Source organism: Acinetobacter sp. CAU_H_S170_2, from assembly GCF_058890445.1.
Genome location: NZ_JBZYAE010000001.1, coordinates 2398704 through 2412232 on the forward strand (window position 1 = coordinate 2398704; position 13529 = coordinate 2412232).

The window sequence follows — 13529 nt, forward strand, 5'->3', positions numbered from 1 at the left end:
TCGCTATTTTTATGATGCAAGAAAGAAATCTTGCTTGATTCCATTTACTAGCACAAGGGATCTAGAAAATGGCGCAGCGGACGGGGCTCGAACCCGCGACCCCCGGCGTGACAGGCCGGTATTCTAACCAACTGAACTACCGCTGCAACGGTAATTGCGAATGCAATTAGGGTCATTAAGCTTTACAGCTTGAATATGGTGGGCGCTGACGGGATCGAACCGCCGACATTCTGCTTGTAAGGCAGACGCTCTACCAACTGAGCTAAGCGCCCTGATTTAAGATTGTCAGTCTTAGTTTTCAAATTTAAGCTCAGGGACTTAAATTTATATTTTAAATGGCGCAGCGGACGGGGCTCGAACCCGCGACCCCCGGCGTGACAGGCCGGTATTCTAACCAACTGAACTACCGCTGCGTCGTAAAATATGGTGGGCGCTGACGGGATCGAACCGCCGACATTCTGCTTGTAAGGCAGACGCTCTACCAACTGAGCTAAGCGCCCTGATTAAGATTGTCAGTCTTAGTTTTTAAACTTAAGCTCAGGAACTTAAATTTAATCGATTCTTTGAATGGCGCAGCGGACGGGGCTCGAACCCGCGACCCCCGGCGTGACAGGCCGGTATTCTAACCAACTGAACTACCGCTGCATCGCAAAAAATCTGGTGGGCGCTGACGGGATCGAACCGCCGACATTCTGCTTGTAAGGCAGACGCTCTACCAACTGAGCTAAGCGCCCTCATTAAGGATTCTGTATAAATGGCGCAGCGGACGGGGCTCGAACCCGCGACCCCCGGCGTGACAGGCCGGTATTCTAACCAACTGAACTACCGCTGCACTTACACAAAGTCACTAATGTGGTACAAACAATATTAAAAATCTTAAGTGGCGCAGCGGACGGGGCTCGAACCCGCGACCCCCGGCGTGACAGGCCGGTATTCTAACCAACTGAACTACCGCTGCACGTAAGATCTTTAACGTAAAGGCTTGGTGGGCGCTGACGGGATCGAACCGCCGACATTCTGCTTGTAAGGCAGACGCTCTACCAACTGAGCTAAGCGCCCTTAACGTCTTTATCGTTTGTGAGGTGCATTATAGAGAATCTTTACAGGCTGTCAAACGCTTTTCGGCTTGTTTTCGCTTTTTTGCAATCGAGTGATTAAAAAATAGGTCAAATGGTATAAAAACAAGTATTTTCTGTATGTTATTTAACATATTTGCGAAAATTAAAATGATTATTCGCTAAATTTCTTTTCCCAAAAATACACATTTTCTATGATTAATCCCCTTCTTCTACTAAATATTCATATTTTAAATTACAGCGTTGAATACTCAATAAAATAACTTTGCACATTTTTTAACAGCTATTTTTAGATTTCAAGTTTATGTTCGGAAATATAAACCAGTGCATTGCAATCAATTAGTTCAAATAACTCTATGACATCCGTATTACGCATACGAATACAGCCATGTGACATCGGCATCCCCATTGGTTCACTATCTGGTGTTCCATGAATATAGATATAACGTTGATAGGTATCGCAGCCTTCCCCGCGATTGAAGCCTTCTTCTAAACCACTCAACCATAAAATCCGAGACAAAATCCAGTCCCGCTCAGGAAACTGCTTGGCTAAATTGGTATCGTAAACTTCACCTGTAGGCTTTCGAGCAATAAAAACGGCATTTTGAGGTTGCTCAGCACCATGCTTCTCAGCAACCAGATGCCAGCCTCGCGGCGTTTTACCACTATTTTCAGTTTCGCCAATGCCATTTTTTCCTGACGAGATCAGATAAAATTTATTCTTTTTAGGCAGCGTTAAAGTCTGTTCAGCCAGATCAATCAAGACGTCTGCATCAGCAATTACATAAGACATCAGTTGTCCTCTATTTGTTTTTTATCTATTACAGTATTTGGTTCTGGACGTAACCATAACCATATTGCGACAAGCAGCATGGTGGTATTGGTAAATAATTTCACTAAAAATGGTGCATTGGTCAGTAGCATGATCAGTCCACTGATCAACATCATGATACTGGCAAACCATTTCGCTTTACGTGGTACAGTTCCATTGGCACGCCATGCTCTTAACGTTGCACCATATTTAGGATGGTTGAGTAACCAAGCATCCATTTGTGGCCAACCTTTAGATGCAGCCCAAGCGGCCAAGATCAGAAAAACAGTTGTTGGCATACCCGGCAACAGTGCACCGATAAAGCCTAGGATGACAAAGATCACCACTAAACAACGCCAAAACAACGTTTTCATACCACTTTCCTGAGCACCGAATTGCGGTAGTATAAAGTGTTTTTTAATTTTATCCGTTGTCCTTCTGCATATTTAGCTTCTTTTTTAAGGCACTCACATGCATCTCATTTCACAGCATCAGTTGTTCGAACCTTGGCTCCAATTCAAACATCCATTGCTTCGCCAGTTGGCTTTTGCTGTAGCAAGTCCAAACATTTTATCTGCATTGCCGTTAGAGCTCGATATACAACATGCTTTTCATTTTCATCCCTCACAAATCTGGCAACAGCACTTTCAAACCTATTTACCTCGCCTTAAACAGCTTGATCAAAACCCGAAAGAACTTGAAGACTTTATGGCTCAACTGAAAAGTACCCGTCTGGGTCTGCGCTTTGAAATGTTCATGTGGTTTTGGTTACTGGATCATCACTATCATGCTTATGAATTATTGGGTCATAGTATCCAAATCATTGATGGTGCACGTACTACGGGTGAACTGGACTTTTTAATTAAAAATACCGAAACCAATCAAGTCGAGCATTGGGAAGTCGCGTTGAAATATTATTTAGGTGAAACAGATCTAAGCTTAACCACATGGTATGGGTTGAATCGTACTGATACTTTAAACCGAAAACTAAAACACTTTACCCATAAACAGTTTCAATTCCAGCAAGCTTTAGACACAGACATTCAAACGCGCTTTGCCGTTTTAAAGGGGCAACTCTTTCTCCCTCTAAGAAATGGTTTCACGGCAGTTGATGCTTTAAATCAATACTCCCTTCCCGATTGGCTCAATCCAGACCGTCGACTAGGCAATTGGGGTAACATCATTCCAAAGGCCGACTTAAATTACTATCGCCTACAACGTCAAGAATGGATTTGCCCGAATGCTGAAGTCAGCAGCCAAAATGCATATTGGTGGACCAATGGACTGTACTTACAAAATCAAAACAATCAGTTTTATATGTACCGAAATCCAAATTTGATTTTAACTTGATTTTGCAGAAGTTACTTTATACAAAAATACATAACGCAACATACGCTTACTCATCTCCTGTAAAACGATGCTATTGTTTAAAGTGTTTATTTTTTAATCTTTAAAAACATCAGAACAAAATCATTTGATGACAATACCAAAATTTTGGAGAATGAAATGAAGAAAATTATTGCTAGTTCATTAGTTATGCTTTTTGTTTTAGCCGGCTGTAATACCGTCAAAGGTATTGGTGAAGATGTCTCTTCAGCAGGTAATGCTGTATCAAATACCGCTGAAAAAACCCAAGATGAAATCCGCAAGTAATTAATATCTGCACTTCAAAACCTTATCAATTGATAAGGTTTTTTTATTGCTAAGTTTCGCATTCCAGAGATTAATCGCCTATTATAGTGCCGACTGTTTTATTGACTTTGAAATGCGCATGACCTCTTCTGCTACTCTCGATTTAAGCCTCCAACTTTTACGTCAGCCATCGGTTACACCTGTGGACCACAACTGTCAAAATATTATGGCTGAACGCTTAAAAAAAATTGGTTTCAACATTGAGTCTATGCGCTTTGATGATGTTGATAACCTATGGGCACGAAAAGGCACTGAAGCACCTGTATTCTGCTTTGCGGGTCACACCGATGTCGTTCCTACAGGTAATTTAGATGCTTGGAACTCAGACCCATTTGCCCCTGAAATTCGTGATGGCAAGCTTTATGGTCGTGGCAGTGCAGACATGAAAACGGCCTTGGCTGCAATGGTGGTTGCTTCTGAGCGCTTTGTTGCAAAACACCCAAATCATAAAGGCTCAATCGCGTTCCTCATCACATCAGATGAAGAAGGCCCATCGATCAATGGCACGGTCAAAGTGATCGAAACACTCGAAGCCCGTAATGAAAAAATGAAGTGGTGTTTGGTGGGTGAACCTTCAAGTACCCATCAACTGGGTGATATTGTTAAAAATGGTCGTCGTGGTTCACTCAATGCAGTACTGACAGTCAAAGGAAAACAAGGTCACGTGGCTTATCCACATTTAGCCATTAACCCAATTCACATGGCCTCTAAAGCTGTTGCTGAACTTTGTGATACGGTTTGGGATCAAGGCAACGAATACTTCCCTGCGACGTCTTTCCAAGTGTCAAATATTCAAGCTGGTACAGGGGCAACCAATGTCGTTCCAGGCACCATGACCGTGACTTTCAACTTCCGTTATTCAACTGAATTGACCGCTGAAGAATTAAAAGCACGTGTTTTAGAAATTTTGGATCGTCATGGTTTAGTCTACGACATTAAATGGACACATTCAGGCTTACCATTCCTGACGCCAGTGGGTGAGTTGGTGAATGCGGCTAAAAATGCTATTCGTAATGTGACTGGTGTAGAAACTGAGCTTTCAACTTCAGGCGGAACATCTGATGGTCGCTTTATTGCTCCTACAGGTGCTCAAGTACTTGAACTTGGTGTTCTCAATGCCAGCATCCATCAAATTGATGAGCATGTGAATGTCGCTGATCTTGAACCACTTGCTGAAATTTACGAACAAATTTTAGAAGGCCTTTTGGCATAAGCATTCAAACTCACATAAAAAAGGAACTCAGTTGAGTTCCTTTTTTTATTACATTCAAACTTAAGCTTAAAGACCTAAACTCGCCTGAATTTTATTTAAATTCGGTACGTGGTAAGTCTCATCCCCCATACGCACCAGCTGAAAAATGGTGGGATCATTCACAGGGCTTTCATCATCAAGAATTTCAGAAATACGCAAACGAATTGATTTCGGCATTTCATTACACATCAAAGCAAAGCGCTGAGAAGCATCATCCCCTTCAATCACCAGCGCCACACCTTCCGTTTGGTCTGGACGGTTGATGGCATAAACAGGCAGATGAAGATCATGCCATTCCACCGTTTTCACTTGCGTATCACTGTCGAGCGCTGAAAGTACAATATTTTGTGGCAAGAGCATGGGGGTTTTACCATGACATTCAATGATATAAGCATCAATAAAACCTGTTGATACCGTAATCAGGTATTGCAATTCTTGCTGACTGATTTGCTCATTCATGCTCTTTGAAACATTTGCATTCATTTATTTACCCCTGCTTTTCAGCCAATAACTGCTGAATGTTGGCAAGTAATTCTGCCTCTTGGAACGGTTTGCCCATGTAGTGTGTCACACCCAAGCTGAAAGCACGTTCACGGTGTTTTTCACCCGTACGCGATGTAATCATAATAATCGGCAAGTTCTGGTGAATTTCGTGGTGACGAACCAAGTTCGTTACTTCGAAACCATCCATACGTGGCATTTCAATATCCAGCAACATCAAGTCTGGTTTAACACTCTCAAGCTGCTCCATCGCATCGACACCGTCTTTTGCTGTCACAATATCAAAGCCTTGGCGCTCTAATAAGCGCGATGTGACCTTACGAACCGTTACCGAGTCATCCACAATCATCACTAAACGACGCGTATCCTGATGACGACCAAAGTCACGATGATCAGCTGCATGCGTTACACGCTTGGTACTTAAAATCTGACGTGCAATGTTCTGACCATCTAAAATCAAACATACATGACCATCACCCAAGATCGTTGCACCCGCAATTGCACCAATGCTGGCAAACTGTTGTCCAACTGGCTTCACTACAATTTGCGCACGTGAACCAATCAGCTGATCGACCAATAATGCAATGGTTTGTCCACTGTTGCCTTTAATCAACAACACCGGCAATGAATGTCCAATATTACTCAAACGTGGAATCGGCTGATTGGATAAAAACTCAGATAAATAGCGCAGTTTATAACTCACACCATCAATTTTGAATTGGTCATCTTTGCTGTGGAAATAGTGATCCAGTGCTGTTGGAGCAATACGCACAATACGATCAATCTGCGCCAATGGAATCGCATATTGTTGATCACCGGCTTTTACCATCAAGGCATCACTCACCGCTACCGTAGTTGGTACACGAATAATGAAGGTCGTGCCCAGTCCAATTTCCGATTCAACCGTGACATGTCCACCCAGTGCTTTAATTTCACTTTGCACCACATCAAGACCGACACCACGTCCAGAAATTTGCGTCACTTCTTTGGCCGTACTGAAACCCGGATGGAAAATAAACTGTAAGATTTCCTGTTTATCTAGCACTTGATCGGCTTTAATTAAACCTAAATTTAGCGCTTTCGCTTTAATCGTGCTTTCATCAATACCCTTACCATCATCTTTAAAACTGACGATAACGTCTGTACCTTGACGACTAATGTTCAGTTCAATTTGACCTGTCGCTGATTTTTTCGCAGCGCTACGTTGTTCCGTATCTTCAATACCGTGGTCGATTGCGTTACGTAGCATATGCTCAAATGGTGTTACCAAACGTTCAAGAATCGTACGGTCTAACTCACCTTCAGTGTTATGAACGACCAATTCCGTTGGACGGTTCAAGGTTGAGGCGGTCTGACGCACAATACGTTGTAAACGCGGCAACATACGTGAGAACGGCACCAAACGTGTCCGCATTAAGCTTTCTTGAATCTCCGCTTGAATACGGGATTGTTGTAATAACAAGCCTTCTGCATCACGAATTTTTTCAGCCAAAGTGCTCTTGAAGTCGACCAAATCCGAAGCCGATTCTGCTAAGGATTTGGACAATTGATTGAGCGATGAATATTGGTCCATCTCCAAGGGGTCAAAGTCTGCATAGCGCGAGTTTTCAGAACCATGTTTCGCAATAATTTGACTCTCAAGCTCACCTTCCATTCGACGTAACTGATCCGCCAAACGCTTAATTGCAAGCTCCATCTCGTTCAACGTATTGCCGAGTTGACCTAAATCCATTTCAATACGTGAACGGTTAATTGCATTTTCACCTGATAGGTCGATCATTTTTTCAACCAAATCAGCTGAGATACGGATCATCTCATTACCGCCATCCAAGTGAGTCGTTTCTTTCCACTCACCCAGCATTGCTGGCGGCTCAGTACCATCACCCTGCACAAACTCAAAACTTGGTACCGCATTGAGTAAATCAATTTGAGTTACACGCGTCGGTAATTGCGCAATCACATCCACATAATCAATAGATGCTAAGCTATTTTTCAAACCATCATAATTACTAAAATCACGTTTGAAGATGGCTTGTTTTAACCATTCAAATGCGGTTTGCAATAATGGGTCATACACGTTTGAACTGAAATTATGTACAGCAAATTGCTCAAATGTGGTTTCTAGTTCATAAGCAATCGCACCAACGGGTTCATTCTCCGCCATACGCGCGCCGCCTTTTAAGCTGTGCGCGGCACGTTGCAATTGTAGTAACACACTACGGTCACTTCGTTGTTCAGTCCACTGTTTCAGTAAGCCATCCGTAGTCGCTAAAATTTCTTCAGCTTCTTCCAAGAAGGTTTCTTCAACAATTGATAAAAGACTAGCTGCTTCTTCAACAGCGCTGACTGCTTCTTCTTGGACAAGTGACGGAGTATCCAGCTGTTCAACGACTGTAACGTCCGTGTTCTCAACTACACGCGGCTCTTCAATTGCAGTTGCTGACTCAACCGCAGCTGCCTCAGCTTCAATCGTTCTATCTATATTAGATAAAGGTTCTTCAACTGCCGCAACAAACGCTTCAACTAAACGCTCGGATGCTGTAGTTGTAACAGTCGTACCCTCAACCAAGCTCTGAATGTTATGCAGTACATTGATAGTCGCTGTTGCTGGATAATCAACCTTCTCCGTACGAATGACCTGAATTCGGTCTGCGACGTCATCCTGTACTAAGCGAATGATGCTGATCAACTGTGGCGTTGTAGCTATTTGCTGACGAATCACACGCTCATAAATAGACTCTAATTCGTGCGCAATCGAACCAATAAAAGGTGCAGAAATCATATTGGCACCACCTTTTAAGGTGTGCAAATAACGCATTAAATTATTGAGTGCCGCGGTATCATTGCCATTTTTAGACCAAGTATTAAGATCCTGATCCATCCCCATCAATAATTCTTCAGCTTCTTCCAAGAAGATATCAAGCAAATCATCATCAAAATTGGTATTGGCCGTATTCGATTGCTTGTACTGATGATCCGATGCAATTTGCTGCGAAATCTGCGCAAGATCAAGGCTTGGTTGTAAAGTATTTCTAGAAACAATAGCCTCAGCAACAGGTTCAGTTACCGTCGTCGAAGTCGATTCAACATCTTGCTGTACGAAGGCCATTAATTCATTCAGAACTTTATGCACTTCTTCAGTCAGAATTACACGCTGACCCGCAGCTAAAGTGTCAAATAAATGGATAAATTCTTGATGTGCCTGACCAAATAACTCGTATGCATAATCTACATTGAGTAATTCAGGCTTTTCCAGTAAGGCTTGATAACCTGCATATAGCTCAAAAGTAAAATCATGAATTCCTTGAGCAGCACGGTTATTGGTGAATTCCAGCAATTGTTTTGCTTGTTCACCTAAGTGCTGAATATAGTCTGGATATTCAACCTTAGCACGCTGATCAAACTCAAACTCGGCATCAAGCAACAGGTCAATATTTAACTCGATCAGCTTCGAGACCATACCTTGTGGGTTTAGCTCATCAGCTACGTCTTCAATACTGAAACCATAGTTATCCCAAGCCGTAGTGAACGTGGCGTAAATCACGTCAAGCTGTTCGTTCGTACCACGCCCAAGCACGTGTAAATAGTCACGTACAAATTCAGCATATTGAGTGAGTAAAGAGATTTCCTTCGAGGTAGAAACGATCTCTTCTTGAACCAAGGTTTTAAATAGATTTTCGACTTTTGAGCTGGCATTAAAGACATGCTCAATTTGCGCCATAGACGAACTACCGCGCAATGTATGTAAAGCACGGATTAAACCATTGTAATCTTGTACTTTGGCTTCATCTGCATTTAAGAAGTGGTCGATAGTCGCTAAATGATCTTCCGCCTCTTCAATGAAGATCGCTAAAGTTTCTTCTAGGACATCATGCACTTGATCATCCTGCTCAGAAACGTCTGCAACTTGTGGCTCAGAGTCAACCACTTCAATATCGCTCAGCTCTAATCCCGTCACGACATCATTACTATTTAGATGATTAGACAGTTGTAGCAACTCTTCTAGAGCAGGTTCTAAACTTTGATTTTGTTGTAATTGTTGTCCAATTAAAACCAATGGACGAAGATCAAGATCAATTTCCTGTACCGCTTTGAATATAGGATACAGTTTAAATTGAAACAGTTTGAATACTGTTTTAGCAAATTTTTGAACCGTTGCTGTAAGCGGTACAGCCCCTGAAATCACACGGTTTAAGGTGTCTTCAACTGCCCACGCCGTTTCACCTGCTGACTTTGCCCCCACCATACGACCAGAACCTTTTAAGGTATGGAAGTGACGACGTATGCTCAACAAGGTTTCTTGATGTGTCGGTTCAGCGTACCACTTTTCAAATAATGGATCTAACTCAACGAAGATTTCTTCAATTTCTTCAACAAAAATTTCAAGAATTTCTGCATCTTGATCTAGATAACTATCTTCCGGAAGCGTTGTCGTTTCAACTAAATGTTTTAATATTTCTTTCATAGCTAAGGCTTCTTGCGTTGTCAGCTACCCAAAAAGGTGCATAAACTTCATTATAACCATCATCCCAAACCAGTCTTTTTGCTCAAGCTAATTGGGTTGATGTGTATCCTGATTCTGGTATGCCACTCAAGCGATGAGCAGCATACCCTCCCCAAAGCAAGTGCTTAATCAGGCAGTTTAAAGTCTGTTACAGACTCACGTAACGCTTCCGCCATGTTCGCAAGTTCAGAGACTGAACGGGCTGTATCGAAAGTCGCAGTGGTGGTTTGTGAGGTAATTTCTTGTACGACATTCATCGTAGTTGCAATATGACCTGCAGATGCGGATTGTAGCTTTGCTGCATCCGAAATGTTTGCAATCAATTTCGCCAAATTACCCGATACGTTTTGAATCTCATCCAGTGCAACACCCGCATCCTTAGATAAGTTCGCACCACGTACAACCTCAGACGTGGTTTGTTCCATCGAAATTACAGCTTCGTTGGTGTCGGTCTGAATGGTTTTTACCAGTGTTTCAATCTGCTTGGTTGCTGAAGCTGAACGCTCTGCAAGGCGCTGTACCTCATCCGCGACCACGGCGAAACCACGACCTGCTTCACCTGCCATCGATGCTTGGATCGCTGCGTTTAAAGCCAAGATGTTCGTTTGGTCGGCAATATCGTTAATCAAGGCAACGATGTTACCAATCTCTTGCGAAGATTCACCCAAACGTTTAATACGTTTAGAGGTTTCTTGAATCTGCTCACGAATGATATCCATACCTTCAATTGAACGGTTTACAACGTTCGCGCCATTTGCAGCAATTTTTACTGAACGTTCTGCTACTACCGCTGATTCTTCAGCGTTTGAAGATACTTGGTCAATTGACATTGCCATTTCGTTAATCGCGGCAGATGCACCCGCAATTTCTTGCGCTTGGTGTTCAGATGCTTCGGCTAACTGGTTGGTAATCCCCTGCGTACTTGCCGTATATTGTGCAACCTCTTGAGAGGTTTCAGTAATACGCGATACAAGGTCACGCAATTGGTCAATTGCGAAGTTAATCGAGTCGGCAATTGCACCCGTGAAGTCTTCAGATACCGTAGCATATGAACGCAAGTCACCATCTGCAAGATCGGCAATCTCATCCAGTAAACGTAAAATCGCGTTTTGGTTACGGTCATATTCATCTTGTAGACGAGATACACGTTTTTTATCTGATTCGCCACGAAGTACAAGTAATTTAAATACACAGAATAAGAAGGCAATCAGGGCTAGAATTAGACCTAAGGCAGGAATTGCAATCGCTAAACCTGTACCACCAGATAATTTATTTAAATTGCTTAACAAAGCATCCGACTGTTCAAAAATCGATGATGACGCTTGGCGTACTTTAACGATTTGTGATGAGTTCTTTAAGACGGTTGCTGCTGCTGACTTCAGTACATCATCATATTCAGATTGAATACTGGTTAAAGAGTCACGCATTTCAGGGTCATTAATACGCTCTACACCCAAGTCTGCACTGCCATTTAACTGTGCGTTTAAGTATGACGCGAAGGTTTCTGTATCTGAGCTAAAGTCATCCGCAGATTCACGCGAGTTGTCTGAACCGGTTAATACCGAACCAATTGAACGTAAAATACGTTCCGCAATGAATACTTGGTTTTTTGCAATTACGACTTGGTTGGCTGGCACATTTTGACGTGCCATTTGGTCAACCATTAAGTTGTATTCGGCCTGAATCCCCGGAATACTTTCACTAATCGCAATGTTGGTATCGTAGAGTTGGTTAATGATTTTTTGTTGTGAAGCAATTAAATCAATATTTTCAGAAACTTTTTTCCACTGTGCATCTACTTCACGCAGTGCGTCTGTGCTCGCGTGAATATCTTTTACTGTTTCTAAATTTTCAGCAAAAGACTTTTGTGATTCTGTCAGTTTTTTAATAGCTTCAGGCGTACCTGATGCTGTTGCTTCAGTTGCCTGACGCGAAATCGTTTGTGATAAAAGACGTAAATCACCCAAGCTACGGGTGAATTCGTTATTTCGAGGTACACTATAGAATAGGTACAACAGTAAGAAAATTGCCAGTACGATACAAAATGCCGCACCCAAAATTAATGGCTTGGACTTTTCACTATCACCAAATACACGTGAAAACTGTTCCGTCTGTGATTGAAGTTTTGCTACTAAAGCATTTCCACCTGAGCGGTTACTGCTTCCATCCGTATTTTTCTTTTTAAGTTTAAAGCCCATGCAGCTTCTCCCCGATTTACGCCCTTATAATTTCGCGCGCGACAATGATATTAATTTATAAATTTTATAGATGCGTTCATATACTTTGGATTGTCTAATAAGCGACTGAATAAGAAAACATGCCATTGTTGGTTGTGTTGGTGAAAATACCCTTGGCAATATTCTTTTAAATTCCGATCTAAATCTTCATGTTTAGAAAAGAAACTTTTCTTATTAAAGTGCTGAATCCCCAGAACCTGATCTACAACTAAACCGACATAGTGGTCATTGTGACTAATACAGAGTACTTTTTGAGTTGGTGAATACGCACTGCGATGCCCTGATACATAGTGCGCTAAATCGGCAACAGAAAGTAAACGTCCTCGAATATTGGCCAAACCCACAACCCAAGGCTGAGTATTTGGCACTAAGGTATATTTCGGAGGATAAATTACTTCTGCAACTTCACCTAATGGCGCAACGAAATATTGCCCCATCATCTCAAAAGCAATGCCCGACCAGCGGTTTACCTCATTTTCGTTTGAAACGTAGTTTTTATTACCACGTTTAGCAAGTCGAAGTAATTCGATAAATCCATTTGCTGCCATAGAGCTTATCCTGCGTTCAGGTGTTGCTTAATCACATCAATCAGTTGGTTTTCATCAACAGGCTTAGTTAAATAATCACACGCACCTTGACGCTTACCCCATACACGGTCTGTAGCCTGATCTTTAGTACTGACGATCACTACGGGAATGTGTTTTGTTGTTGCGCCACGCGCAATTTGACGGGTTGCTTGGAAGCCATTAACGCCTGGCATCACCACATCCATCAACACAAGATCAGGAAGTTCAGCTTGAGCCATGGTTACACCATCGGCACCATTCGACGCTTCAATCACTTCAAAACCATGTTTCCCCAAAATTTCTTTAAAGCGGAATGTCTCTGTAGGTGAGTCATCCACAATTAAAATACGCGCCATAATTTTCCCCAATTACACTTATATTATTTATGCTGAGACGTGATTACGAATCGCATTTAATAATTCATCTTTACTAAACGGCTTTGTTAAATATTCATCTGAACCAACAACACGCCCTTTGGCTTGGTCAAATAGACCATCTTTGCTAGAGAGCATCACGACAGGAATATTTTGATAATTTTGTGAATTTTTGATTAATGCACACGTTTGATAACCATCTAGTCGTGGCATCATAATGTCGACAAATACGATATCAGGATTGGCTTGAGCAATTTTTGACAATGCGTCAAAACCATCGACGGCAGTCACCACTTCACAACCTTCGCGTTGTAATAATGTTTCGGCTGTACGACGAATGGTTTTTGAATCATCAATGACCATTACTTTTAGATTCTGGAATTTATCGTCCATTTAATATGACCCTTCCCATTTTTAGAATGTTTGTAGAAACAGATTCGTAGACGCTTTACAAGTTACGTACACTTTTAACATATATTTACTTATATTTTCAACGAACAGTTTCCGCATAAAACC

At 42.0% G+C, this 13529-nt stretch carries 11 protein-coding genes and 9 tRNA genes; 3 read left to right on the top strand and 17 right to left on the bottom strand.

Annotated features, from left to right (window positions below; all coding sequences use genetic code 11):
- Positions 1 to 69: 69 nt before the first annotated feature.
- From AC5EUN_RS11835 to AC5EUN_RS11885, 11 genes are all read right to left on the bottom strand, one after another.
- Positions 70 to 146 (bottom strand) — tRNA-Asp (locus tag AC5EUN_RS11835).
- A gap of 50 nt (positions 147 to 196) precedes the next feature.
- Positions 197 to 272, bottom strand: a tRNA-Val gene (locus tag AC5EUN_RS11840).
- A gap of 64 nt (positions 273 to 336) precedes the next feature.
- Positions 337 to 413 (bottom strand) — tRNA-Asp (locus AC5EUN_RS11845).
- Positions 414 to 424: 11 nt separating this feature from the next.
- Positions 425 to 500, bottom strand: a tRNA-Val gene (locus AC5EUN_RS11850).
- Positions 501 to 568: 68 nt separating this feature from the next.
- Positions 569 to 645 (bottom strand) — tRNA-Asp (locus AC5EUN_RS11855).
- A 13-nt stretch (positions 646 to 658) separates the two neighbouring features.
- Positions 659 to 734, bottom strand: a tRNA-Val gene (locus tag AC5EUN_RS11860).
- Positions 735 to 755: 21 nt separating this feature from the next.
- A tRNA-Asp gene (locus AC5EUN_RS11865) sits at positions 756 to 832 on the bottom strand.
- 49 nt (positions 833 to 881) lie between these two features.
- Positions 882 to 958, bottom strand: a tRNA-Asp gene (locus tag AC5EUN_RS11870).
- A 25-nt stretch (positions 959 to 983) separates the two neighbouring features.
- Positions 984 to 1059 (bottom strand) — tRNA-Val (locus AC5EUN_RS11875).
- Positions 1060 to 1365: 306 nt separating this feature from the next.
- Complete coding sequence (elsL, locus tag AC5EUN_RS11880) at positions 1366 to 1869, bottom strand: cell wall-recycling L,D-carboxypeptidase ElsL (RefSeq protein ID WP_159153525.1); 504 nt, start codon at positions 1867 to 1869, stop codon at positions 1366 to 1368.
- Positions 1869 to 2261 carry a YbaN family protein gene (locus tag AC5EUN_RS11885; protein WP_148826485.1) on the bottom strand — a complete coding sequence of 131 codons (393 nt, stop codon included), beginning with the start codon at positions 2259 to 2261 and terminating at the stop codon, positions 1869 to 1871. Before AC5EUN_RS11885 ends, elsL begins: the two co-directional genes overlap by 1 nt.
- A gap of 97 nt (positions 2262 to 2358) precedes the next feature.
- Here AC5EUN_RS11885 and AC5EUN_RS11890 point away from each other — a divergent pair, with 97 nt between their 5' ends.
- From AC5EUN_RS11890 to dapE, 3 genes are all read left to right on the top strand, one after another.
- On the top strand, positions 2359 to 3237 hold the full coding sequence (locus tag AC5EUN_RS11890) for a DUF1853 family protein (protein ID WP_159153526.1): 879 nt from the start codon (positions 2359 to 2361) through the stop codon (positions 3235 to 3237).
- A 156-nt stretch (positions 3238 to 3393) separates the two neighbouring features.
- Complete coding sequence (locus tag AC5EUN_RS11895) at positions 3394 to 3540, top strand: entericidin A/B family lipoprotein (RefSeq protein ID WP_126035781.1); 147 nt, start codon at positions 3394 to 3396, stop codon at positions 3538 to 3540.
- Between the two features lie 118 nt (positions 3541 to 3658).
- Positions 3659 to 4792, top strand: coding sequence for a succinyl-diaminopimelate desuccinylase (gene dapE, locus AC5EUN_RS11900; RefSeq protein WP_026056444.1), 1134 nt, complete (start codon positions 3659 to 3661; stop codon positions 4790 to 4792).
- Between the two features lie 66 nt (positions 4793 to 4858).
- Here the strand turns inward: dapE and AC5EUN_RS11905 are convergent, their stop codons facing one another.
- The 6 genes from AC5EUN_RS11905 to pilG form a co-directional block, all read right to left on the bottom strand.
- Positions 4859 to 5314 carry a hypothetical protein gene (locus AC5EUN_RS11905; protein WP_159153527.1) on the bottom strand — a complete coding sequence of 152 codons (456 nt, stop codon included), beginning with the start codon at positions 5312 to 5314 and terminating at the stop codon, positions 4859 to 4861.
- Positions 5315 to 5318: 4 nt separating this feature from the next.
- Entirely contained in the window at positions 5319 to 9797 is a 4479-nt protein-coding gene (locus AC5EUN_RS11910; protein ID WP_159153528.1) for a hybrid sensor histidine kinase/response regulator, read from the bottom strand.
- Between the two features lie 164 nt (positions 9798 to 9961).
- Positions 9962 to 12034: a methyl-accepting chemotaxis protein gene (locus AC5EUN_RS11915; RefSeq protein WP_005399922.1), complete on the bottom strand. Its 2073-nt coding sequence runs from the start codon at positions 12032 to 12034 to the stop codon at positions 9962 to 9964.
- A gap of 50 nt (positions 12035 to 12084) precedes the next feature.
- Complete coding sequence (locus AC5EUN_RS11920) at positions 12085 to 12621, bottom strand: chemotaxis protein CheW (protein ID WP_004694490.1); 537 nt, start codon at positions 12619 to 12621, stop codon at positions 12085 to 12087.
- A 5-nt stretch (positions 12622 to 12626) separates the two neighbouring features.
- On the bottom strand, positions 12627 to 12995 hold the full coding sequence (locus tag AC5EUN_RS11925) for a response regulator (RefSeq protein WP_004694491.1): 369 nt from the start codon (positions 12993 to 12995) through the stop codon (positions 12627 to 12629).
- A 27-nt stretch (positions 12996 to 13022) separates the two neighbouring features.
- The gene (gene pilG, locus AC5EUN_RS11930; protein WP_004694493.1) at positions 13023 to 13406 is read right to left on the bottom strand and encodes a twitching motility response regulator PilG; all 384 of its coding nucleotides are present in this window, start codon (positions 13404 to 13406) and stop codon (positions 13023 to 13025) included.
- Between the last annotated feature and the right edge of the window lie 123 nt (positions 13407 to 13529).

Bases quoted from the DNA above. Each gene is read 5' to 3' on its own strand.
- elsL (WP_159153525.1), bottom strand. From the start codon at position 1,869: ATGTCTTATGTAATTGCTGATGCAGACGTCTTGATTGATCTGGCTGAA.
- AC5EUN_RS11885 (WP_148826485.1), bottom strand. From the start codon at position 2,261: ATGAAAACGTTGTTTTGGCGTTGTTTAGTGGTGATCTTTGTCATCCTA.
- AC5EUN_RS11890 (WP_159153526.1), top strand. From the start codon at position 2,359: ATGCATCTCATTTCACAGCATCAGTTGTTCGAACCTTGGCTCCAATTC.
- AC5EUN_RS11895 (WP_126035781.1), top strand. From the start codon at position 3,394: ATGAAGAAAATTATTGCTAGTTCATTAGTTATGCTTTTTGTTTTAGCC.
- dapE (WP_026056444.1), top strand. From the start codon at position 3,659: ATGACCTCTTCTGCTACTCTCGATTTAAGCCTCCAACTTTTACGTCAG.
- AC5EUN_RS11905 (WP_159153527.1), bottom strand. From the start codon at position 5,314: ATGAATGCAAATGTTTCAAAGAGCATGAATGAGCAAATCAGTCAGCAA.
- AC5EUN_RS11910 (WP_159153528.1), bottom strand. From the start codon at position 9,797: ATGAAAGAAATATTAAAACATTTAGTTGAAACGACAACGCTTCCGGAA.
- AC5EUN_RS11915 (WP_005399922.1), bottom strand. From the start codon at position 12,034: ATGGGCTTTAAACTTAAAAAGAAAAATACGGATGGAAGCAGTAACCGC.
- AC5EUN_RS11920 (WP_004694490.1), bottom strand. From the start codon at position 12,621: ATGGCAGCAAATGGATTTATCGAATTACTTCGACTTGCTAAACGTGGT.
- AC5EUN_RS11925 (WP_004694491.1), bottom strand. From the start codon at position 12,995: ATGGCGCGTATTTTAATTGTGGATGACTCACCTACAGAGACATTCCGC.
- pilG (WP_004694493.1), bottom strand. From the start codon at position 13,406: ATGGACGATAAATTCCAGAATCTAAAAGTAATGGTCATTGATGATTCA.